A 24,448-nucleotide genomic window follows, 5' to 3' on the forward strand; every position below is an offset into this window, starting at 1 on the left:
GGTCTCCGGTGGCGTACAGGCGGGAGCCGGGCGGGCCGTGGGGGTCGGGGACGAAGCGTTCGGCGGTGAGGGCCGGCCGGCCGAGATAGCCCCTGGCCAGCTGGACCCCGCCGATGAACAGCTGCCCCGGGGTGCCCACGGGCGCCCGGCCGAACCGCTCGTCGAGCACCTCCAGGCGGGTGTTGTCGACCGGGCGGCCGATCGGCACCGCCTGCTCGGCGGGGTGGCACCGGTGCCAGGAGACGTCCACCGCGGCCTCGGTCGGGCCGTAGAGGTTGTGCAGCTCCACCCCGGGAAGCCGTTCGGCGAAGCGCCGCACCAGGTCGGCGGGGAGCGCCTCACCCGAGCACACCACCCTGCGCAGCCCACCCGCGCCCGGCCGGCTCACAGCCGACCTGCTCGCCTCCGGCCGGCTCACAGCCGACCTGCTCACAGCCGACCTGCTCGCCTCCGGTCCGTTCACGGCCTGCCAGCCCGCGTCCGGCCCGTTCACAGCCGATCCGCCCGCGTCCGGTCCGCTCGTGTCCGGCCTTTCCGCGACCGGAGTGTCCGCGTCCGGGACGCCGAGGGCCTCCAGGCCGGGCGTGTCCAGGAACGGGTCCAGCATGGACGGCACGAAGTGCGCCGTGGTGACGCCCTCGCGGGCGATCAGCTCGGTGAGGTAGCCGGGCTCGTAGTGCCCGCCCGGCCTCGCCACCACCAGCCCCGCGCCGGTGAGCAGCGGCCAGAACAGCTCCCACACCGACACGTCGAACGAGACCGGCGTCTTGTGCAGGACCCGGTCGGCCGGGGTGAGCCCGTACGTCGCCTGCATCCAGCGCAGCCGGTTCACGATCGACCGGTGCGACACCCCGACGCCCTTGGGCCTCCCCGTCGACCCCGACGTGAAGATCACGTACGCGAGCGAGTCCGGCGGACCCTCCCGGAAGGAGACCTCGGAGGCGGCCTCCGAGGTGACCTCCGAGACGGCTTCCGAGACGGTGGGCAGCAGGACGACCCGCGTACCCCCGGGAGCCTCGGCCGCCAGGTCGGCGGAGGTCAGCAGTACCGAGGCGCCCGCGTCGTCGAGCATGCCCCGCACCCGCCCGGCCGGGTGGCCGGGCTCCAGAGGCAGGTAGGCGCCCCCGGCGGCGAGGACGCCCAGCAGCGCGGCGGGCAGGTCCGCGCTCCGTTCGAGCAGCACCCCCACCGGCTGATCGGGTGACACCTCGGCGCGGCGCAGTTCCCCGGCGATCGCCAGGGCGCGCCCGGCCAGCTCGCGGTAGGTGGTCCACGAGCCCTCGAAGCCCACGGCGGGGGCGTCGGGCGTCCGCCTCGCCTGGGCGAACACCAGGCCGTGCAGCGTGCCGCCCGGGTGCTCGCGCCCGGTGGCGTTCCAGCGGTCGATCGCGTCGTTCTCCGCCTTGCCCACGCCCGGCTCGCCGGTCAGGGCGTCGATCACCCTCCCGGCCAGGGACTCCATCTGCTCCCTCGGGAACTGGGAGGCGTCGTAGGAGACCGTGAGGGTGAGGCCGCCACCGGGCACCCGGACGAAGGCCACCGTGCACGGCATGTCGGTCTGCTCGAAGAACTCCTGCCCGGTGATCGCCACGCCGTCACCGGACAGACCTCCGTACACGTGGAAGTCCCGGAAGTCGAACAGCGTGTCCAGCAGCGGCGAGCGGCCCGCGATCCGCTGGATCTCGAACAGCGGGTAGCGCCGGTACGGCACCGCGGCCACCTCGGCCTCGAAGACGCGCCCGACCAGTTCGGCCCGGTCGGCCCGGTCGTCGGCGTCGAGGCGGACCCGCAGCGGCAGCGTGTTGAGGAACAGCCCCAGCACCTCGCCGCCCCCCTCGCTCTCCGGCCTGCCGTGGCTGAGCACGCCGGTCATGACCTCCCGTTCGCCGGTGACCAGGCCCAGCGCCGTCACGTACGCGGCCAGCAGGGTCGTGCGCAGCGGCACCCGCAGCTCGCGGCTCCGCCGCTCCAGCGCCGCCACCGTCTCGTGCGGCACGGGTACGGCGACCACCTCGGCGGCGCGCGGCCCGCCGGACGGGAACCCGGGCAGCCGGGGCAGGCGGCTCTCCGGGGCGTCCTCGACCCGCTCCCGCCAGAACTCCCGCGCCGCCGCCGAGCCCACCGCGGCCCGCTCGGCCGCCACGAGATCCCTGAACAGGGCCCGGGGCGGGGCGGGTTCACGCGAGCCGGGAGAGCCGGGCGAGCCGTGCGCCGCGTAGCGGCCCAGCAGCTCGGTGACCAGCGCCGCGACGCTCCAGCCGTCGAGGACGGCGTGGTGGAAACTGAGGCTCAGCGCGAACTCGTCGTCGTCCAGCACGTGCGCGTACGCCCGCAGCAGGGGCGGCGACGACCAGTCGAACCCGGTGTGCTTCTCGGCCTCCCGCCACGCGGCGAGCCGCTCCCGGGGACCGTCCCCGTCCGAACCGCTCCCGCGCAGGTCGGCGACCTCCAGCGGGATGGTCGCGGTGTCGTGGACGAGCTGCAGCGGCTCGCTGAACCCGGTCAGGTCGAACGAGGTGCGCAGCACCGGGTGCCCGGCCGCGACCCCGGCCAGCGCCCCGGTCAGCGCCGGGACGTCCAGGGTGCCGCGCAGGGTGATGGTCATCAGGTCGTGGTAGGTGGGACTGCCCGGTTCGAGCTCGCTGTGGTAGAGCATCCCCGCCTGCAGCGCGGCCAGCGGGTACGCGTCCTCGATCATCGCTCGCCCTTCCTGAGCTTGGCCAGATCCGCGGCGCCGAGCATGCCGAACGCCTCGGTCGCCCCGGCCGCGGCCTCCGGCTCCGGGGTCGCCGCGGCGGCGGGCCCGGTGTCCGGTGTGTCCAGTACGGAGGCCAGTTCGGCCACGGTCTGGTGGGTGAACAGCCGCTGCAGGTCGAGCCCGTAACCCAGGTCGCGCAGCCGGGCCACCACCGAGAGGCTGCGGATCGAGTCGCCCCCGACGCCGAAGAACCCGTCGTGGCGGCCGACCTTGTCCAGGCCGAGCACGTCCTGCCACACCTGGGCGACGGCGCGTTCCGCGTCGGTGCGCGGCGGCTCCCAGGGAAGATCGCCCCGGCCGGGCGGTGGTGGCAGGGCGGCCCGGTCGAGCTTGCCGTTGGGGGTGAGCGGGAGGGAGTCCAGCGTCACCCAGGCGGTGGGGATCATGTGGTCGGGCAGCTCGCCCCTGAGCCACTCGCGAGGATCGGCGTCCACAGCGCCTACGGTGTCCGCAGTGTCCGCAGTGTCCGCGGTGTCCGCGGTGTCCGCGGTGTCCGCGGTGTCCGCGGTGCCCCGCGCCCCTTCGCGCCGCACCCCGTACCCGACCAGCCGGGCTCCGGCGCCGTCGTGCCACACGCCGACCGCGACCGCGCTCAGGTCCGGATGCCCGCCGAGTACGGCCTCGATCTCGCCGGGTTCGACGCGCATGCCGCGGATCTTGACCTGGGTGTCGAGGCGGCCGAGGTATTCGAGCTCGCCGTCGGGTCGCCATCGGGCGCGGTCTCCGGTGGCGTACAGGCGGGAGCCGGGCGGGCCGTGGGGGTCGGGGACGAAGCGTTCGGCGGTGAGGGCCGGCCGGCCGAGATAGCCCCTGGCCAGCTGGACCCCGCCGATGAACAGCTCGCCCGGCGTCCCGGCCGGTACCGGGCGCAACGCCCCGTCCAGCACGTACAGGCGGGTGTTGGCCACCGGACGGCCGATCGGCACGACCTTCTCGCCCGGTGTGTACCGGTGCCAGGAGACGTCCACCGCGGCCTCGGTCGGGCCGTAGAGGTTGTGCAGCTCCACCCCGGGGAGCCGTTCGGTCAGCCGCTCCGCCGCCCCCGCCGTCAGCTCCTCGCCACTGCAGATCACCCGGCGCAGCGAGCGGCACTCCTCGATCCGCTCCTCCGTGGTGAAGGCGGCGAGCATCGAGGGGACGAAGTGGACGGTGGTGATTCCCCGCTCGGTGACGAGGTCGCGCAGGTAGGCGGTGTCCCGGTGGCCGTCGGGCCGGGCGAGCACCAGGCGGGCCCCGCTGATCAGCGGCCAGAAGAACTCCCACACCGACACGTCGAACCCGGCGGGGGTCTTCTGGAGCACGGCGTCGCCCGTGTCCAGGCCGTACGTCTCCTGCATCCAGCGCAGCCGGTTCACGATCGCCCGGTGCGGCACCCCGACGCCCTTGGGCCTTCCCGTGGACCCCGAGGTGAAGATCACGTACGCGAGGGAGTCCGGCAGGTCTTTCCCGGGGGGACGCACGTTCCCGGACCCCGCCGAGGCGTCCAGGGCGGCGGTGAGTTCCACGGCCCCGGCGTCGGCGAGCATGGCCTCGATTCGGCGTTCGGGCAGCCCCGGATCGAGGGGGAGGTAGGCGCCCCCGGCCTTGAGCACGGCGAGCAGCCGTACGGGCAGGTCGAGCGAGCGTTCCGCCCGCACGGCGAACACCCGCTCCGCACCCGTGCCGACGCCCGCACCGCCGTCGTTCCCGGCGTCGTCGTCCTCAGCGGAGACCTTCCCGGCGGTGGAGGCGCGCAGCCGCGCGGCCAGCAGGTCGGCGCGGTCGTTCAGTTCGGCGTAGGTCAGCGTCTCGCCCTCGAAGACCACGGCCGGAGCGCCGGGGGTCCGCGCGGCCTGGGCCTCGACGAGCCCGTGCAGCGTCTCCTCCGGCGGGTACGCGGTCTCGGTGGCGTTCCAGCCGGTCAGCACCAGGTCCCGCTCCCCGGGGGAGAGCAGTTCCAGGTCGCCCACGCGGGTCCACGGGGCGGCGACGGCCGCGCGCAGGAACGTCGCGAAGGACGCGGCGAGACGCTCGACGGTCTCCGGAAGGAACAGGTCGCGGTTGTAGACGAACCTCGCCGCGAGGCCGTCACCGGTCTCCGAGACGTACAGCTCCAGGTCGAACCGGGTCGAGGTGGTGTCCGGCGCGAACGGCTCGGCCAACGGTGCGGAACGCCCCGCCGGGACCGTGCCGCCCAGGTAGCTCTGCAGGGCGAAGAGCACCTGCACCACGGGCGGGCGGGTGGCGTCCCTGGCCAGGTCCAGTTCGGCGACCAGCTTCTCGAACGGCAGCTCCTGGTGGCCGTAGACCTCCAGAGCCGCGTCGCGGGTGCGGCCGAGCAGCTCGGTGAACGTGGGATCGCCCTCCAGGCGGGCCCGGAGCGGCAGCAGGTTCACGAACAACCCGACCACGTCCTCGAACTCCGCCCGGTCCCGGCCGGCGACCGGTGAGCCCACCGCGAAGTCGTGCTGTCCCGACCAGCGGGAGAGCACGGCCTGGAACCCGGACAGCAGCGCCATGTAGAGGGTCGCGCCGCGGTCCCGCGCCAGTTCGCCGAGCACCCCTGTGAGCCCGGCGTCCAGTCGCAGGTCGTGCCAGGCGCCCCGGTGCCCCTGCCGGGCCGGCCTGGGCCGGTCGAGGGGGAGGTCGAGCGGGGGCAGCGCGGCCAGCTCCTCCCGCCAGAACTCCAGGTGCCGTTCCAGGCGCGGCCCGGTCAGGCGCTCGCGCTGCCAGAGCGCGTAGTCGCCGTACCCGATACGCGGTTCCGGCCGTCCCGCGCGCTCCGCACGTCCGGGATGCCCAGAGTGTCCGGTGCGGTCGTCACGGTCGTCGTGGCCGTCGCGGTCGTCGCGTTCGGGGAGCAGCTCGTCCAGCAGGAGCTCCGCGGACCAGCCGTCGGCCACGATGTGGTGGACGGCGACCAGCACCACGTGGTCCTCGGGGGCGAGCCTGACCAGGGTCACCCGGAGCAGCGGGCCGCCGTCGAGGTCGAAGGGACGCGCCGCGTCGGCGCTGACGATCCGCCGCGCCTCCGCCTCCGCCTCCGCCTCATCCGTTGCCTTCGTGTGCGTCTCGACGACGCGGACCGCGATCCGTGCCTCCGGGTCCCCGGCTGGGACGACCCGGACCTCGGGCCTCCCGTCGGAGGAGGCGGGGAAGCGCATCCGCAGGCTCTCGTGCCGCGTCACGGCGGCGTCCAGCCGCGCGTCCAGCGCCGCGAGGTCCAGCGGCCCGCGCAGCCGTGCCGCGGCGGGCAGTACGTACGCGCCGGTCCCCGGGCTGAACTGCTCCATGAACCAGAGCCGTTCCTGCGCGAACGACAGCGGCGGCGCCGTGCCCTCCGGGCGCCGTACCGGTCCCGGTCCCGTCTCGGGACCCGCGCCGGACCCGGCCTCCGCGAGCGCGTCCAGCGCCCGCGCCAGACTCCGTACGGACGGGTGGCCGAAGGCGAGCTTCAGCGGCACGTCCAGCCCGGTCGCCGCGGAGAGCCTGGCGATCGTCCTGGTCGCGAGCAGCGAGTGGCCGCCGAGCTGGAAGAAGTCGTCGAGTGCCCCCACCCGTTCCACTCCCAGCACCTCGGCCCACACCGAGCACACCAGCTCCTGCGTGGCGTTCTCCGGGGGCAGGTACCCCTCGCCCGAGCGGTGCTCGGGGGCGGGCAGCGCGCCCTGGTCGACCTTCCCGCTCGGGGTGAGCGGGATGTGCCCGACCTCCACCACGGCACTCGGCACCAGGTGCGGCGGCAGCTCGGCCGCGAGGTACTCCCGCAGTTCCCCGGCGTCGGCGGCCTGCCCGGCGGCCGTCCGGTCGTGGCGTACGACGTAGGCGACCAGGCGGCGGTCGCCGGGGGTGTCCTCCCTGACCGTCACGGTCGCCTGTCCCACCCACGGGTGGGACAGCAGGCGGGACTCGATCTCGCCGGGCTCCACCCGGTAGCCCCGGATCTTCACCTGGCGGTCGAGGCGGCCGAGGATCTCCAGGCGCCCGTCGGGCCGGAACCTGGCCCGGTCGCCGGTGCGGTACAGGCGTGAACCGGCCGGGCCGTACGGGTCGGGCACGAAGCGCTCCGCCGTCAGGGCGGGCGCCCCCAGGTAACCGCGGGAGAGCCCGTCGCCGCCCACGCACAGCTCGCCGGGCACGCCGACGGGCACCCACGCGCCGTGCTCGTCCAGCACGTGGACGCGGGTGGCCGACAGCGGGTGCCCCACGGTGGGCCGCCTGGACGCCTCGGCCGGGTCGAGTTCCCCGGCGGTGGCGATGATCGTCGTCTCGGTCGGCCCGTAGCTGTTGACCAGGGTGACGCGCTCGCCGTGGGCCTCGTACCAGGCGGCGAGCGCCGGTCCCGGCAGCGGGTCGGCGCCCAGGATCAGCAGGCGCAGCGCGGGCGGCCAGGAGGTGCGGGCGGCGACCAGCTCCTGCCAGTAGGAGGTGGGCAGGTCCATCACCGTCAGCGACGCGCCCCGGGGGGTCCGCAGGAAGTCGGGAAGCGGCTCGTCGGGGGCGAGCACCAGCTCGGCCCCCGAGGTGAGCGCCGGGTAGATCTCCTCGGCGTGGGTGTCGAAGCCCACGGAGGCGAACTGCAGCACCCGGTCGTCCGGCCGGATGCCGTACTCGGCGCGCATCCACGCCACCCGCGCGTCCAGCGCCCGCCGCTCGACCTGCACGCCCTTGGGGGTGCCGGTCGAACCGGAGGTGTAGATCACGTACGCCAGGTTCCCCGGCCCGCCGGGCCGCGTCGTCACCCGGCCGTCCCCGGTGGGTGAATCCCCTCCGGTGACGGTGACGGTGACGGAGCCGTCCGCGACGCCGTCGAGCGGGATCGTCGGCAGGTCGCACTCCAGCAGGCCGTCCTGGGACAGCAGCAGCGCGGCCCCGCTGTCGCGCAGCATCCAGCGCAGGCGCTCGGCCGGGTAGGCGGGGTCGAGCGGGAGGTAGGCGCCTCCCGCCATCGCCGTGGCCAGCAGCGCCACGACCAGCTCGGGACCGCGCCGGGCGCACACCGCGACCACGGTCTCGGGGCCGGCCCCCGCCGAGGTGAGCCGCTCCGCCAGGCTCGCGGCGCGCTCACGCAGCTCGGCGTAGCCGAGCCGCCGGTCGCCGTGGCTGACGGCGACCGCGTCCGGCGCGAGCCGCGCCCGCTCCTCGAACAGCTCGACCACCCCGGCCGGACCGGAAGGACCGGAAGGACCGGTGGAACCGGCGAGCCCGGGGGACGCACCGTCCATGAGTCCTGCCGCCCCCGCGACCCCGGCGGACGCGGGGAGGGCGGTGGACAGGGACGCGGTGACGGCGGGCAGGCGGTCCTCGGGGAGCAGCATCGCGGCCCGCAGCCGCGACAGCGGGATGTCGGGGTCGCCGGCCACGGCCTCCAGGACGCGCTCGTACCTGCGCAGCATCCTGGCCACCGTGTCCGGCTCGAACAGGTCGGCGTTGTAGGACAGCAGCGCGTACAGCGAGTCCGAGCGAGGCGTGACGTCGAGCATCAGGTCGAACTTGGCCTGCCGCGCCCCCGGATCGAACACGTCGGTCTCGATGCCGGGCATGACCAGCTCGGACGCCTCCTTGTCCTGCATCACGAACATCGCCTGGAACAGCGGCGTGGTGCTCAGGTCGCGCTCGACGCGCAGCTCGTTGAGCAGCCGCTCGAACGGGATGTCCTGGTGGGCGAAGGCGTCGAGCACCGTCGCCCGGACACGGCCCAGCAGCTCCCTGAAGCCGGGATCGCCCGACAGGTCGCCGCGCAGCGCGAGCGTGTTGGGGAAGAACCCGACGACCTGCTCCAGCTCGGGGCGTTCCCGCCCGGCGATCACCGACCCCACGCACACGTCGTCCTGCCCGGAGTGGGCGCCGAGCAGCGCCTGGAAGGCGGCGAGCAGCACCATGAACTGGGTGCACCGCTCGTCCCTGGCCAGCCGGTCCAGCCGGGCGGTGAGCTCCCGCCCGAACCGCCGCGCCGCGTAGTCGCCGTTGGACGACCTCACCGGCGGCCTGGGCCGGTCGGCGGGGACGTCCAGCGCGGGCACCCCGGCCAGTTGCCCGCTCCAGTAGCCGAGCTGGCGGCGCACCCCCTCCTCGTCCAGCAGGGCGCGCTGCCAGGCCGCGTAGTCGGCGTACTCCAGCACCGGCTCCGGCAGGTCCGCCTCGCGTCCCTCCAGGTGCGCGCCGTAGCAGGCGGCGAGCTCGCCCAGCAGGACCTTCAGCGACCAGCCGTCGGCCACGATGTGGTGCAGCACCACGCACAGCACGTGGTCGGTCTGCGACATGGTGATCAGGTGGACCCGCAGCAGCGGCCCGGCCGCCAGGTCGAACGGGCGGTTGGTGAGGTCGGCGACCAGCTCGGTCGCGCGGTCCTCCCGTTCGGAGGCGGGCAGTCCGGTGAGGTCGATCAGGTCGGGCTCGACCGGCAGGGGCGGCCCGATCTCCTGCACCGGGCTGCCCTCGTGCGAGGTGAACCGGGCGCGCAGGGTCGCGTGCCGCTCCACCAGCCGGCCGAGCGCGTACGTGAGCGCCCCGATCGAGACGCGCCCGCGCAGCCGCTGCACCATGAACATGTTGTACGAGGCGTCGGACGGGTCCAGCTGCTGCAGGAACCACAGGCGCTCCTGGCCGAACGACAGGGGAGGCGGCCCGCCGTCCGCGCGCCGGGGGATGCCCGACGGCCGCCGCGGCGGCGGTTGCCGCCGCAGCCTCTCCTCCAGCGCGGCCCGCTGTTCCGGGCTGAGCCGCGCCAGCTTCGCCCTCAGATCACTCATCCGCGGGGTCCTCCAGCGCCGTGAGCAGAGCCGCCAGTGCCTCTTTCGCCCTCAGATCACTCATCCGCGGGGTCCTCCAGCGTGGCGAGCAGCGCCGCCAGCTCCTCGTCGTCGTCCCCGAGCTGTAGCTCCAGCACGGCGAGGGCGTGCTCGGTCACCGTGGTGATCTCGAAGCACCGCCGCAGCGGCATCTCCACGCCGTACGTCTCCCGGTAGCGGGTGACGAGCAGCACCGCCAGCAGCGAGTGGCCGCCGAGCTGGAAGAAGTCGTCCTCGACGCCGATGCGCTCCCGGCCGAGCAGTTCGCTCCACAGGGCGCACAGCTCGGTCTCCAGCGGGGTGCGCGGCTCCGTGTACGGCGTGCCGAGGTCGCCCCGGCCGGAACCGGTCGGCGCGGGCAGCGCCCCCCGGTCGAGCTTGCCGCTCGGGCCGAGCGGGACGGTGTCGATCCCGACGAACGCCTGCGGGATGAGCGCGGCGGGCAGTTTCTTGGCGAGCGCCCTGCGCAGCTCCCCGGTGAGCGCCGAGGGCTCTCCCGACCAGTCGACGTAGCCGACCAGGCCGCGCCCGCCCGGGGCGTCGTCGCGCAGTGCCACGACCGCCTGGCGCACCCGGGGGTGCTCGGCGATCACGGCCTCGATCTCGCCGAGCTCGACCCGCCAGCCGTGCACCTTCACCTGGTCGTCCAGCCGCCCCAGGAACTCGATGTCCCCGTCGGCGCGGACCCTGGCCAGGTCGCCGGTCGCGTACAGCCGCGAGCCGGGCGGCCCGTACGGGTCGGGCACGAACCGCTCGGCCGTCAGGCCGGGACGGCCCGCGTAGCCGCGCGCCACCTGTACCCCGCCGATGTGCAGGTGCCCGGGTACGCCGACCGGCAGCGGCCGGAGCAGGTCGTCCAGGACGTGCAGGCGGTTGCCCGGCATCGGCGGGCCGATGGGCAGCGTGTGCCGCGCGTCCACCCCCTCGGGCTCCACCCGCCAGGCGGTCACGTCGACCGCCGCCTCCGTCGGCCCGTACAGGTTGTGCAGCTCCACCCCGGGCAGCCGCTCGAAGAAGCGGGCGGCCAGGCGCGGCGGCAGCTCCTCACCGCTGCAGATCACCCGCCGCAGTGAGCGGCACGACTCGATGCCGGTCTCCTCCAGGAACAGGGCCAGCATCGAGGGGACGAAGTGCGCGGTGCTCACCGAGTGCGCCTTGATCAGGTCGCGCTGGTGGTTGGGGTCGCGGTGCCCGCCCGGCCGGACCGGCACCAGGGAGGCCCCGGTGACCAGCGGCCAGAAGAACTCCCAGACCGACACGTCGAAGCTCGTCGGGGTCTTCTGTAGGACCGCCTCGTCCGGGGTGAGGCCGAACCGGTCCTGCATCCAGGCGAGCCGGTTGACGATGGCCCCGTGGGTGTTGACGACGCCCTTGGGCCGTCCGGTCGAACCCGAGGTGTAGATCACGTACGCGGCGTCGCCGGGACCCGTCACCGGAAGCGCGGTTCCCGGGGGCTGCGGTCCCCAGGTGTCGGGCGCGTCCAGCAGCACCGGTTTGACGGCGCCCTCGGGGAGCAGGTCGCGCAGGTGACGCTGGGTCAGCATCACCCGGGCCCCGCTGTCGGCCAGCATGAACGCGAGCCGCGACGGCGGGTACTCCGGGTCGAGGGGGACGTACGCCCCGCCCGCCTTGAGCACCGCGAGCAGGCCGACGACCAGCTCCGCCGACCGCTCGGCGCACACCGCCACCGGGCTGCCCCGCCTCACCCCGATCCCGCGCAGCCAGCGGGCCAGCGCGGTGGCGCGCTCGTCCAGCTCCGCGTACGTCAGCGTGGTGTCGCCGGTGACCACGGCCGGGGCGTCCGGCGTCCTCGCCACCTGGGCCTCGACGAGCGCGGTCAGCGAGGCCGGCGAGGTCGGCCAGGTCGAAGAGGCCGGCGCCGTACCGGCCTCGGCGGCGCCGTCGGCGCCGCCGGTGTCCAGCGCGCCGGCCGGACCGGTCGCCCCCGCCACGCCCGTCACGCCCGCCGTGCCCGCCGTGCCCGCCGTGCCCGTCAGGACGTTCACGACACGACCGGGGTCCTCGCCGGTGCCGAGCGCGAGGACGTGGTCCCGCTGCGCGGGGGTGAGCAGCGGCAGCCGGGAGATCGGCGTCCCCGGGGCGGCGACCGCGGCCTCGACCAGCGTCTCCAGGCAGGCGGCGAACCGCTCGATCGTGGACCGGTCGAACAGGTCGGTGCTGTACTCCAGGCGGGTGTGCAGCCGCCCCTCACGCATGTTGAGGTCCAGCTGCAGGTCCACCTTGGCGGTGCCGTTGGCGATCTGGCCCTCGTTGGTGTCGGCGGCCAGGTTGAACATCACCTGGTAGATCGGCGGCACGCTCAGGTCCCTGGTCGGCTGCAACGCCTCCACCAGCCGCTCGAACGGCAGCTCCTGGTGGTCCAGGGCCTCGGCGACCGTGGTCCGCACCCGCCCGGCCGCCTCGGCGAACGTCGGGTCGCCGGTCAGGTCGGCGCGGAGCGCCACGGCGTTGACGAACATGCCGATGACGGGTTCGGTCTCCGGCAGCAGCCGCCCCGCGATGGGGGTGCCCACCACGACGTCGTACTGGCCCGACCAGCGGGCCAGCACGGTCGCGAACGCGGTGAGCATGACCGTGAACAGCGTCGAGTTCAGGTCCCTGGCCAGGCGCTGGATCCCGGACGACGCCTCCGGGGAGAACGCGCCCAGCCGCATCTCGCCCCGGTAGGAGCGGCTGCGCGGGCGCGGCCGGTCGGCGGGCAGGGCGAGGTCGGCCGGGATCCCGGCCAGCCGCTCCCGCCAGTGCGCCAGCTCGTCCTCGACGAACGGGCCGGTCAGCCTGCCCCGCTGCCAGACGGCGAAGTCGGCGAACTGGATGGGCAGCTCCGCCAGCTTGGGCTCGCGTCCCTCGCCGATGGCGTCGTAGCACTCCTCCAGCTCGTTGACGAAGACGTGGCTGGAGACCCCGTCGAACACGGTGTGGTCGAACACGCAGATCAGCCGCAGGTCGTCGTCGGCCATCCGCACCTGCCGCAGCCGCCACAGCGGCGCCTGGTCCAGCACGAACGGCGTGACCGCGTCCGACTTGGCCAGCCGGGCGAGCTCGGTCTCGCGCTCGCCGGCGGGCAGGTGGGTGAGGTCGGTCTCGGTGAGCCGCACCGGGGGGACGGCGCCGCTGACGATCTGCATCACCTGGCCGTCCCTGAACTCGAAGACGGTGCGCAGCACCTCGTGGCGGCGTACCACCTGGGAGACGGCGGCCTCCAGCCGGCGAGGGTCGACCGGCTGGCGGGCGCTCATCGGCATGAGCATGCCGATGTTGTAGACGGCGAGCTCGGGCTCGAAGCGGGCGAGGAACCACATCCGCTCCTGCCCGGAGGAGGACGGGAAGACGTCCACCACCTGGTCGGTCATCCCGCGTCTCCCGCTTTCATCGCCTCGCGCAGGCTGCGCGGACGCATGTCGGTCCAGACCTGCTCGATGTGGGCCAGGCACTCGTCCTTGGTGCCGGTGAAGCCCGCGTCGTGCCAGCCGTCCGGGTTGTCGCGGCCCGAGGGCCAGATGGAGTACTGCTCCTCGTCGTTGAGGACGACCTTGGTGTCGGGAACGGGTTCGGTCACTGCTGCTCACTCCTGCGGGGGAGACGGGGGATCATGGTCTGGCTCGCGGCCGGGGCGGTCTCCGCCGCCGCCGGCGTGGCGGCGCGCGCCTGCTCGATCAGCGCGGTGACCCCGGCCACCGTGGGCTCCTCGAAGAGGCTGCGCATCGGCAGCCGCACGCCCAGCTCCTTGCGGATCAGGGCGATGAGCTGCACGGCGATCAGCGAGTTGCCGCCGAGCTCGAAGAAGTCGTCGTCGACGCCGATGCGCTCGCCGCCGAGCACCTCGCTCCACAGCCGGGCGATGGCGGTCTCGACGTCGCCGCGCGGCGCCACGTAGTCGTCGGCCACCGCGCCGCCGGGACGGGGACGGTCCGACACGGCGGCCGGGTCCAGCTCCGTCTCGACCGTCTCCTGGGTGACCGACCCGACACCGGCCAGGTAGGCGGCGACCGGGGTCGCGGCGATCACCACCTGCGCGCCGAGCGGGGTGGCCAGCAGCCGGTGGAACGCCTCGGCGCCCTCGGCGGGGCGGATGCCGACCGCGTCGGGGCCTCCGGCGGTCGTCGCGACCTGGCCGCCCTGGTCGGGGACGGTGACCGTGCCCGCCCGCTGGGCCCCGGCGTCGGCCGTCACCCCGGCCACCACGGCGTCGGTGTTGATGCGGCGCAGCACGTAGTCGGAGATCTCGGTGACGATCACGCCGTCGGAGTCGATGAGCGTCACGTCGACCGCCAGCACCTCGTCGGTGCCGCTGTCGCGGAAGCGCATGTGGCTCCAGAACCTGCCGGGCAGCCGGTCCCTGACGGTGATGCGGCCGTAGCCGAGCGGCAGGTAGTGGCCGACGACGTCGATCCAGGTGAAGGAGGTGGCGCTGTCCAGCAGCGCCGGGTGCAGGCCCCAGCCGTCCAGGTCCTGCGACAGCTCCTCGGGCAGCTCGAACAGGCCCAGGGCCTCGTTCTGGCCGATGTACCACTTGCTCATGTGGCCCCAGTGGGGGCCGAGCGTGAGCAGCCCGGACAGCGGCACGCCGCCCTGCTCGTCGGACGCCGGGGTGCAGCGCTCGATGATCGCCGCCACGTCGGCCCGCCCGGCGGGTCCGGCGTCGACCTTGGCCGCGGTGCCGCGCGCGTGGGTGCGCTGCTCGCCGCCGATGACGCTGCGCACCTGGAAGTCCGCGCCGTCCGCCTCGGTGCTGAACGTCACCCGCACCTCCGCGGAGGCGCCGTCGGCCACCGACAGCGGCTCGACGAACACCACGTCGCGCAGCTCGACGGCGCCGGGGCCGGGCAGGACCACCTCGGTGGCGCAGCGGGCCAGCTCCAGGTGGCCGGTGCCAGGCAGCACCGGCACCCCGGAGATGCGGTGCCCGTCGAGCGCCCAGTGGGTGTCGGGGGAGAGACCGCCCCCGGCCCAGCCGAGTCCCTCACCGTCGGCCTCGTGCCAGGCCGACAGCACCGGGTGGTCGACGGCCCTGATCCGGTCGCCGCGCTGCAGCGCCACGAACCCGGCGGGCGCGGCGACCTCGGCCGCCATGCCGACCTCCAGCCACTTGCCCCAGTTGGCGGAGACGACCGTGGCCGCGCCCCAGCCGTGCTCGCCCCTGGCGTGCGCGTCGAGGAAGTTGTTGGCCGCGCAGTAGTCGACCTGGCCGAAGCCGCCCGCGACCGCGGTGATCGACGAGCAGAGCACCACGGCCTCCAGGTCGAGGTCGCCGAAGGCCTCGCGCAGCGCGAGCGTGCCGACCACCTTGGGCGCCAGCACCTCCTCGGCGGCGGCTCGCTCCTTGATCTCGGCCATGCCGCCGCCGGGCAGTCCCGCGGCGTGCACGATCACGTCCACCCGGCCGAACCCGGCGATCGTCTCCTCCCGTACCCGGCGCATGTCGGCGGGGGAGGTGACGTCGGCGGCGAGCACCAGGACCTCGGCCCCGGCCTCCTCCATCCTGCGGATCGCGGCGATCGCCCGGCCCGCGCGGCCGGCCTCGTGCGCGTCCCACTCCGCCCGGTCGGGCAGCCCGGTCCTGGACAGCAGGACGAGCCGCACCCTGGCCCGCGCGGCCAGGTCCGCGGCAAGGGAGACGCCGATGCCGCCCAGGCCGCCGGTGATCAGGTAGACCTGCCCGTCCCGGGGACCGGCCTGCCCGCCGACGGTCTCGGCCGTCTCCGCGGAAGCCGTCCCGGCGGCGGGCACCTCCAGCTGCTCGTAGTGCTGCAGCCAGCGGCGGCCGCCCCTGATGCTCACGGTGGGCAGCAGTCCCGCCTCGTCCGGCTCGGGCCTGCGGCCCAGTTCCGCGGCGGCGTGCCTGATCCAGTCGCGTCCCTCGACGTCGACGTGGCGCACCCGCAGCCACGGTGTCTCCAGCGGCACCACCCGGGGGAACCCGGCGAGGGTCGCGTGCTCCGGGCGGAGCAGGTCGCCGCCGGTGACGTCCTGGGCCCCCGAGGTGAGCAGCGTCAGCTCCACCCCGTCGGCGGCGTCGGCGGGCTGCGCCGCGCTCAGCGCCTGCACCAGGGCCAGCACGCTGAAGAAGCCGCGGTCCTGGGCCTTCCAGGTCCCCTCGGTCCCGGCGGCGGGCTCACCGCCGACGGTCCACGCGTGGACCACCCGCCCCGGCACCTCGCCCACGGCCGCCAGCAGCGCGTCGTAGTCGGCGCGCTCGGCGGGACGGACGGTGTGGACGCCGTCGGGGCTCCCCGAGGAGAACCCGTCGCCGGGCCGCACCTCGATCACCTCGGCCCCCGTCGCGCGCAGCGCGTCCACCAGCCCGGCCGAGCCGTCGTCGGCGAACACCAGGGCCCGGGTGACCGGAGCCAGCGGCGCCGGCCCCGGCGGGACCTGCCGCCACACCGGCACGCTGAACCAGCGGTCCAGCGGCAGGTCGTCCTCGACCGGCGCGGGGTTGGCCACGCCGCCGACGAACGCGCCCCGCGGGTCGGGGTCGATCCAGGCGCGCTGGCGCTCCCACGGGTAGGTCGGCAGCGAGACCCGGTGCCCCTCCTCGCCGAACGCCTCCAGCGCGACGCCGTTCACCCACAGGGTGCCGTACGCCGCGGAGAACACGGCAGTGTCTCCGGTGTCGCCACCGGCGTCCTTGGGGCCGGGCAGGGAGGGCAGCGGCGCGACCGCGCCCGGCGGGGTCTGCGCCCTGGCCAGCCCGGCGAGCTGCTTGCCGGGACCGCACTCGATCATGATCCAGTCGCCGTCGGCGAGCAGGGTCGCCACGCAGTCGCCGAACAGCACCGGCTCACGCATGTGCCGGGCCCAGTACGACGGGTCCGTCGCCTCGTCCGCGGTGATCCAGGTGCCGGTCACGTTCGACAGGAACGGCAGGCTCGGCGCCGACCGCTCGACACCGGCGACCAGCGCGTGGAACTCGCCCAGGATCGGGTCGAGCATCGAGGAGTGGAAGGCGTGCGAGGTGCGCAGCTCCATCCTGCCGACGCCCTCCTCCTCCAGCAGGGCCGACAGCTCGGCGATCGAGGCCGGGGGACCGGCCACCACGCACGTGCCGGGTCCGTTGACGGTCGCCACCGACACGCCGTCGGGCAGCAGCGGCCCGACCTCGTCCGGCGCGAGCTGCACGGCGAGCATCGCCCCGGCGGGCATGCCCTGGATCAGGCGGCCCCTCGCGGCCACCAGCCGCAGCGCGTCCGGCAGGGTGAAGACCCCGGCCACGGTCGCCGCGACGTACTCGCCGATGCTGTGGCCGATCATCCCGGCGGGCTCGACGCCCAGCGAGCGCCAGAGCGCGGCCAGGGCGTACTCCACGGTGAACAGGGCGGGCTGGGTCAGCGCCGTCTGCCGCAGCCGCTCGCCGGCCTCCTCGCCGGTGGCGAAGATCAGCTCGCGCAGGTCCTCGCCCAGCACCGGCCGCAGGATCTCGGCGCACTCGTCGACCGCGTCCCTGAAGACCGCCTCGGCGCGGTACAGCTCGGCACCCATGCCCGCGTACTGCGAGCCCTGCCCGGAGAACAGGAAGGCCGTCCGCGGGGTGCGTCGGGAGGCGGCACCGGAGATCGTCCGCTTGGGGTCGCGGAGCGCGGCGATCGCGTCGGCGACGCCGGAGGCCACCACCGCGCTCCTGCGCGACAGCTCCCTGCGCCCCACGCGCAGCGTGTGGGCGACGTCGGCCAGGTCGGCGTCGGGGTGGGCCTCCAGGTGCGCGGCCAGGCGCTCGGCGGCGGCGGCCAGCGCGGTGTCGGTCCTGCCCGACAGCCGCAGCAGGTGCGCCGGGCGGGGCTCGCGCCCCTCGCGTTCCTGGCGGGACGGCACCGGAGCCTCCTCCAGCACGATGTGCGCGTTGGTGCCGCCGATGCCGAACGAGCTGACGCCCGCCCGCCGGGGGAAGCCGTTGCGCTCCCACTTGGTGGGCGTCCCCGTCACGTAGAACGGGCTCCGGGCGAAGTCGATCTTCGGGTTGGGGCTCTCGTAGTGCAGCGTGGGCGGGATGAGCCCGTTCTCCAGGGCCAGCACCGCCTTGATGATGCTCGCGATGCCCGCCGACTGGCCCAGGTGGCCGATGTTGCTCTTGACCGAGCCGATGCCGCACCACTGGGTGTCGTCGGTGTCCTGGAGGAACACGTTGCTCAGCGCCGCGACCTCGATCGGGTCGCCCAGCGCGGTGCCCGTGCCGTGCGCCTCGACGTAGGTGATCGTGCGCGGGTCGATCCCGCCCACCCCGAGCGCCTGGGCGATCACCGCGGCCTGGCCGTCCATGCTCGGCGCGGAGAACCCGACCTTGCTCGCGCCGTCGTTGTTGATCGCGTTGCCCAGGATGACCGCCCGGACGTTGTCGCCGTCCTCGATCGCCTCCGAGAGCCGCTTCAGCACGATCACGCCGCCGCCGCTGCCCCAGATCGTCCCGGCCGCCTTGGCGTCGAAGGCCCGGCAGTGGCCGTCGGGGGAGACGATGCCGTCCTCGTCGTACACGTAGCCCTGCCCCTGGGGCAGGTCGAGCATCGCGCTGCCCGCCAGGGCCATGTCGCACTCGCCGTTGCGCAGGGCCTCGGCGGCGACGTGGATCGCGACCAGCGAGGTCGAGCACGCGGTGTGCAGGGTGTAGCTCGGGCCGCGCAGGTCCAGCTTGTACGACGACAGCGTGGCGCAGTAGTCGACGTGGTTGCCGACCATGACGGCGAGCCAGCCCGCGTTCGCGTGGGCCTGCGCGTTGCTCCTGATGTTGATCCACTGGTAGAAGTCCGAGCCGGAACCGGCGTAGACACCGATCTCGCCCGGATACCTGAACGGGTCGTAGCCCGCGTCCTCCAGGGCCGTGTGCGACAGTTCGAGGAAGAGCCGGTGCTGCGGGTCCCGGATCTCCGCCTCCCTGATCGACATGCCGAAGAACGCGGCGTCGAACCCCTGGTGGTCGTCGAGCATCATCGCGGCCGGGACGAAGTCCGGGTCGTCGAGGATGTGGTCGGGCACGCCGAGCGCCCGCTGTTCCTCGCGGGTGAAGTGCGTCAGCGACTCGACTCCGTCGGCGAGGTTGCGCCAGAACTGTCTGGCGTCCCCGGCACCGGGCACCCGGCAGGAGAGGCCGATGATCGCGATCGGTTCGACGGTGGGCTCCTCGGCCATGCGGGGGTCCCTTTCTTCCATGCGGGGCGCGGTCGGCGCCGGTGCGGGGGGGTGTACGGAGGTCGGCTCGGTTTCCGGTGCGGATGGTCGTGTGGGTGGCGACTCGATCGCCGGCTCGGCTGTCGGGTGGGTCACCGGCCGGGTTCGCGCTCCGGAAGGTCGTGCGGTCGCCGGTTCGGTCTCGGACGCGAGGGGGTGGGCGGGGGCCGGTCCGGCCGCGGGGGCCGGAGGGGGGACGGACGTCGGTTCGGATGTCGGTTCGGGTACGGGTTCGGGTGCGGGACCCGGCTCGGATTCGGCCGCGGAGCCGGGTCCGGTCTCGGGTCCGGGTTCGGTCTCGGGTCCGGGTGCGGGGTCCGGCTCGGATTCGGCTGCGGGGCCGGGTCCGGTCTCGGGCGCGGGTTCGGACGCGGGTTCGGACGCTGGTTCGGATACGGGTTCGGGGGTGGGGCCGAGCCTGGGCTCGGATTCGGGTGCGGGTGATCGTGCGGTCGTCAGCTCGGCTTCCTTGAGCGGTCCTTGAGGCGGTCTCGCCGCACGGCGAGCCGCCGTGCGGCGCGGTCGAGGCCGGGAGTCGGGCCTCCACCGTCGAGGTGCGCGGCCAGCGCGCGGATGGTCGGATGGCGGAACAGGTCCACGATCGGGATCTCCCGGCCGAGGGCCGAGCCCAGGCGGGCCTGGACGGCGGCGATCGCCAGCGAGTGGCCGCCGATCTCGAAGAAGTTGTCGGCCGCGCCCACTCGCGGCACGCCGAGCACGGCCCGCCACACCTCGGCCACGGCCCGCTCGGTCGGGCCGGACACCTCGCCGCCCGTCTCGCCTCCCGGCCGGGACACGGGCGGGCGCAGCGCGGCGCGGTCGACCTTGCCGTTGGGGGTGAGCGGCAGCGCGGGGACCACGACCACCTCGGCGGGCACCGCGTGCTCGGGCAGCACCGCGCGCAGGTGGTCGAGCAGCCGCGGCGCGGCCAGCCCGGGTCTGCGGGGTACCGCGTAGGCGTGCAGCACCGTCTCGCGCCGCTCGTCCCGGTGGGCCACCGCGGCGGCGGCGCGGACCTCGGGGTGGGCGGACAGCGCCGCCTCCACCTCCCCGAGCTCCACCCGGAAGCCGCGGATCTTCACCTGGTCGTCGCGCCGCCCGGCGATCGTCACCGTCCCGTCGGGGTTGAGGCGGCCGAGGTCGCCGGTGGCGAAGGCGTCCCCGGTGAAGCGGAGCCGGGTGAGCCCGTCGTCGAGATAGCCGGTCGCCAGGTTGGCGCTGCGCACGACCACCTCGCCCAGCTCGCCCACCCCGGCCCGGTCGCCGTGCTCGCCGACCACGACCAGCTCGCTGCCCTCGATGCCACGCCCGGCGGGGACGGGTTCCGCGCTCTCGCGCAGCCCGGCGGGGATCTCGTGCCAGGCGTGGGCCTGCGGCGTCTCGGTGGTGCCGTAGAAGGCCACCAGGCGGGCGGCCGGGACCAGGCGGCGCAGCCGCGCGGCGTCGGCGTGGGTGAGCCGGTCGCCGCCGGTCGCGACCAGCCGGACCCCGGGCAGCACCGCGCCGGTCCCGCAGAGCATCCTGGCCAGCTGCGGGGTCAGGTGCAGCACGGAGACGCGGTGCTCGCGCAGCCACGCGACGAGCCGGACGGGGTCGCGGAGCAGTTCCCGTTCCGGCACGCACAGCCGGGCGCCGGTGGCGAGCGGCACGAACACGTCGCGCAGCGCGGGGTCGTGCGCCAGGCCCGACAGCAGGGCGAAGCGGTCGGCCGGGGTCACCGCGAAGGTCGCCGCGTACCAGGCGACGAAGTGCGCGAGCGGTCCCTCACCGGTCACCACCGGCTTGGGGTCGCCGGTTGTCCCCGAGGTGAGCGACAGGTAGCCCCGCACCGGGTGCGGCTCCCGCGGGGACCCGCCGGCCGGGGACGGCCCGCTCCCGGACGGCCCGCTCCCGGACGGCCCGCTCCCGGACGGCCCGCTCCCGGAAGGAACGGTCTCCGGCGGCCCGGTCTCCGGGAGCGTGATCTCCGGGAGGCCCGCCGGTGGCGGCGCGCCCGGACAGCGCAGCGCCGCCACGGCTCCGGCGGCGGCGGCCTGACGGGCCAGCACCGGCGCCGGGTGCGCCGGGTCGAGGATCACCCAGCGGGCCCCGGTGGCGAGCACCCCCAGCAGCAGCCCGGGAAGCTCGGGGACCCGCGCGGCGAGCACCGCGACCGCCTGGCCGGGCTCCACCCCGGCCGCGCGCAGCGCCGAGGCCGTGCGGTGGCGCAGCGCGACGAGCTCCGCGTGCCCGAGGACCCGCCCCGCGCCCTCCACCACGACGTCGCCGTGCAGGGTGTCCAGCGGCCCGGGACCGTCCCAGACCGGCAGCGCGGCGGGCGGTTCCCGCGGGGCCAGCCGGGCCTCGCGCGCCGCCCCCGCCGGGTCGGCGAGCAGGTCGCCCAGCAGGTGCGTGTAGCCGGCCAGCAGGGCGTCCATCCTGGCGGCGGAGAACAGGTCGGGGTTGTAGACGAGCTGCAGGGCGTATCCGTCGTCGCCGTCGCCGCGCTCGCTGACGTACATCGTCAGGTCGAACAGCGCGCCCGGCAGCCCGGCGGGCAGCGGCTCGGTCACGCAGCCCGGCAGGTCCAGCTTGGCCTCGGCGAAGTTGTACATGTTGAACAGCACCTGCGTCACCGGGTTGCGCCCCAGGTCGCGCGGGACGCGCAGCGCCTCCACGACGCGCTCCAGCGGCACGTCGCCGTGCGAGACGACCTCGGCGAGCTCGTCGCGGCAGCGAATCACGTGCTCCTCGAACGAGACCTCGGGGTCCTGGCGCAGCCGCAGCGGCAGCATCCGCACGCACATGCCGATCAGCGACTCGAACGCGACGTGCCCCCGGTCGGCGTACGGGGTGCCGACGAGCAGGTCCCGCTGCCCGGACAGCCTGGCGAGCAGCTGAGCGAACGCGGCCAGCAGCACCGGGTACGGGGTGACCCCCAGCCGGACCGCGAGTCTCCTGACACGCTCTCCGGTCTCGCCGTCAATCTCCGCTGTTCGGAGCGCTCCAAAAAAAGTTTGCACAGGTGGGCGGGGGGTGTCCCTGGGCAGGTCGAGCACCATGGGGGCGTCCCTCAGGTGCTCGCGCCACCAGTCGACCCCGTCGCCGTCCGTGCGCTCCCTCGACCAGCGCGCGTAGTCGGCGAACGACGCGCCCGCCGGGCCCCGCAGGTCGCCACGGTAGGCGGCGCTCAGGTCCCGGTAGAAGACGTCCTGGGACCAGCCGTCGAAGACGATGTGGTGCGCGGTCACCGCGAGCACGTGGTCGTCCTCGGCCAGCCGGATCAGCCTGGCCCGCAGCAGCGGGTCGCGCGCCAGGTCGAACCGCGTCCGCGCCTCCGTCTCCAGCACCGTCTCCAGCGCCTTTTCCAGCGCGGTCTCGGAGTGGGGGAGCGCCGAGAGGTCGTCGAGCGGGAGCGGCACCTCGCCGGGCGGGACGACCGTGACGTGGGGCACGCCGTCGCGGGAGGCGATCCGCCAGCGCAGCGTCTCGTGCCGGGCCACCACGGACTCCAGGGCGCCGCGCAGCGCGCCGTGGTCCAGCGGGCCGCGCACGCGTTCGGCCATCGCGATGTTGTGCGCGGGGGTGTCGGGGGCGAGCCGCTCCACGAACCACATGCGCCGCTGCGCGGGCGACAGCGACGGGGGTTCGCCCGACGAGGGGGCGGACCCCTCGGCGTCCCGCGGGGGGGCGTTCTCGACACCGGAGGAGAGGGCGCCGTAGGTGCGGGCCGCGTAGACGTCCTCGACCGAGATGTCCCGGCCGAGCTCCGCCCTGATGGCCGACACCAGGCGCATCGCCCGCAGCGAGTGCCCGCCGCGCTCGAAGAAGTCGTCGTCGGGGCCGGGGACGGGGGCGTCGAGCACCCGCGCCCAGATCCCCGCCAGTCCCGGGGTCCCGGCCGTGCCCCCGTTTCCGGCGGCGCCACCGTTCGCGGTCCCGTTCGTGTCCCCGTTCGTGTCCCCGGGAGTCCCGGAGGCGTCCCTGGGGAGGGCGCGCAGGGCGGCGAGGTCCACCTTGCCGGAGGCGTTCAGCGGCAGGAAGGGGACGCGCACCACGCGGGTGGGCAGCATGTAGACCGGCAGCCGCCCGGCGCAGTGCACCCGCAGGGCCGCCAGCCCCGGCGCGTCCAGCGGCGCGACGTAGGCGACCAGCTCGCCGGGGGCGTCGACCACCGCCTGCGCCACCTCGGGGTGAGCCCGCACCACCGACTCGACCTCGCCGATCTCGACCCGCTGTCCCTGGATCTTCACCTGCCGGTCCAGCCGTCCCATGAAGGCGATCCGGCCGTCCTCCTGCCAGGCGACGTGGTCGCCGGTGCGGTAGAGGCGCGCCCCGGGCACGTCGCCGAACGGGTCGGGCACGAACCTCTCGGCCGTCATGCCGGGCAGGCCCAGGTAGCCGCGGCTCACCTGGGGCCCGCCGATGTACAGCTCGCCGGGGACGCCGACGGGACACTCGCGCATGTCCTCGTCCAGGACGTGCGCGTGGCAGCCGCGCAGGGGGTACCCGATCGGCAGCGACCGCTCCCAGGTCCCCGACAGCTCGGTGCCGACCACGCAGACGGTGGTCTCGGTGGGGCCGTACCAGTTGTGGAAGCGGGTGTGCGCCGACCAGCGGGCCACCTGCTCGGGACCCGGCGGCTCACCGGCCGTGATCAGGTCGCGCAGGTGCGGCAGCCCGGCCGGGTCGACCAGCGGCAGCAGGGCGGGCGGGACGAACCCCCAGGTGACGTCGTGCGCCTCCAGGAAGCGCTGCAGCCGGGCCGGGTCGGTCCTGTCCTCGTCCGGCACCAGCTGCACGCAACCGCCCACGGTGAGCGGGGCGAGCATGTCGAGCACCGAGACGTCGAACCCGAGCGCGGAGAACGCGATCGACCGGCAGGTGCCGTCCAGACCGAAATGGGCCGTCGCGGCCGAGGCGAACGCGACCGCGGACGCGTGGCTCACGACCACGCCCTTGGGCCGCCCGGTCGATCCGGACGTGTACAGAACGTAGGCGGCGTTCCCGGGCAGCGCCGGGCCGGCGCCGGTGATGTCGGTGATGTCGGTGATCTCGGCGGCGAGCCCGCCGGCGCGCTCCGCCGTGATTTCGGTCAGGCTCGCGGCCGAGATCCCGGCGACGGTTCCGGCGTAGGTTTCGGACACGGTTCCGGTCGCGGCGCTCGTTTCCGGCTCGACCAGGGGACGCCCGCACCCGTCCAGCAGCATGCGGCCGTGGCCGTCGGCCACGACGACCGCGACGCTCGCGTCGTCGAGCACCTCGTCGAGCCGCCTGCGCGGGTGCGCGGGGTCGAGGGGGACGTACGCGCCGCCCGCCATCATGATGCCGAGGACGGCGACGGTCATCAGCGGGGTGCGCCTGGCACAGAGCCCGACCCGGTCCTCCGGACCCACCCCGAGAGCACGTAGCCGCAGCGCAAGGGCGGTGGCGGCGCCGATCAGCTCGCGGTAGGTGAGGCTGGTCTCCCACTGGCGGATCGCCGGTGCTGAGGGCGTCCGCGCCGCCTGGGCGGCGACGAGGTCGCACAGCCGCGCGGCCGGGGCGATGTGGGACGGTCCGGCCGTCCAGGCGGCGGGAGCGGGAGCCGTCGGCGGCACCGGTGGAGTGGACGACGGACCGTGCAACGAGGCGGACGACGAGTCCCCCCGCATCGCTTCGAGCATTCACCCCCCATAGCCCTAAACAGGGTTTATGCCCTGTCAAGTATTCACAAGCAATAAGCCAGATCATTCCTATTATTTGCGTCATCGGGCAGTCA

5 protein-coding genes and 2 pseudogenes are annotated in these 24,448 nt (G+C 74.7%); all 7 read right to left on the minus strand.

Annotated features, from left to right (window positions below; genetic code table 11):
• Nucleotides 1–94: 94 nt before the first annotated feature.
• Nucleotides 95–1,462 (minus strand): annotated as a pseudogene (locus tag ACFFRH_RS02890) (AMP-binding protein); the annotation flags it as partial.
• A pseudogene (locus ACFFRH_RS02895) lies at nt 1,439–2,698 on the minus strand (condensation domain-containing protein); the annotation flags it as partial. The pseudogenes ACFFRH_RS02895 and ACFFRH_RS02890, both read right to left, overlap by 24 nt.
• A complete protein-coding gene (locus ACFFRH_RS02900) occupies nt 2,695–9,489 on the minus strand; it encodes a non-ribosomal peptide synthetase (RefSeq protein ID WP_386153871.1) in 6,795 nt (2,264 codons plus the stop codon). The pseudogene ACFFRH_RS02895 and the gene ACFFRH_RS02900, both read right to left, overlap by 4 nt.
• A 56-nt stretch (nt 9,490–9,545) precedes the next feature.
• A complete protein-coding gene (locus ACFFRH_RS02905) occupies nt 9,546–12,902 on the minus strand; it encodes a non-ribosomal peptide synthetase (RefSeq protein ID WP_344748425.1) in 3,357 nt (1,118 codons plus the stop codon).
• On the minus strand, nt 12,899–13,108 hold the full coding sequence (locus tag ACFFRH_RS02910; protein WP_344748423.1) for an MbtH family protein: 210 nt from the start codon (nt 13,106–13,108) through the stop codon (nt 12,899–12,901). The genes ACFFRH_RS02905 and ACFFRH_RS02910 overlap by 4 nt, the downstream gene beginning before the upstream one ends.
• Entirely contained in the window at nt 13,105–18,669 is a 5,565-nt protein-coding gene (locus tag ACFFRH_RS02915) for a type I polyketide synthase (RefSeq protein WP_386153876.1), read from the minus strand. The genes ACFFRH_RS02910 and ACFFRH_RS02915 overlap by 4 nt, the downstream gene beginning before the upstream one ends.
• 494 nt (nt 18,670–19,163) lie before the next feature.
• Nucleotides 19,164–24,287, minus strand: coding sequence for a non-ribosomal peptide synthetase (locus ACFFRH_RS02920; RefSeq protein ID WP_386153878.1), 5,124 nt, complete (start codon nt 24,285–24,287; stop codon nt 19,164–19,166).
• Between the last annotated feature and the right edge of the window lie 161 nt (nt 24,288–24,448).

This window comes from Streptosporangium vulgare (assembly GCF_042428775.1).
Lineage (GTDB): Bacteria > Actinomycetota > Actinomycetes > Streptosporangiales > Streptosporangiaceae > Streptosporangium > Streptosporangium vulgare.

Excerpts from the sequence above, each read along its gene's own strand:
- ACFFRH_RS02905 (WP_344748425.1), bottom strand. The coding sequence starts at position 12,902 with ATGACCGACCAGGTGGTGGACGTCTTCCCGTCCTCCTCCGGGCAGGAG.
- ACFFRH_RS02900 (WP_386153871.1), bottom strand. The coding sequence starts at position 9,489 with ATGAGTGATCTGAGGGCGAAGCTGGCGCGGCTCAGCCCGGAACAGCGG.
- ACFFRH_RS02915 (WP_386153876.1), bottom strand. The coding sequence starts at position 18,669 with ATGGCCGAGGAGCCCACCGTCGAACCGATCGCGATCATCGGCCTCTCC.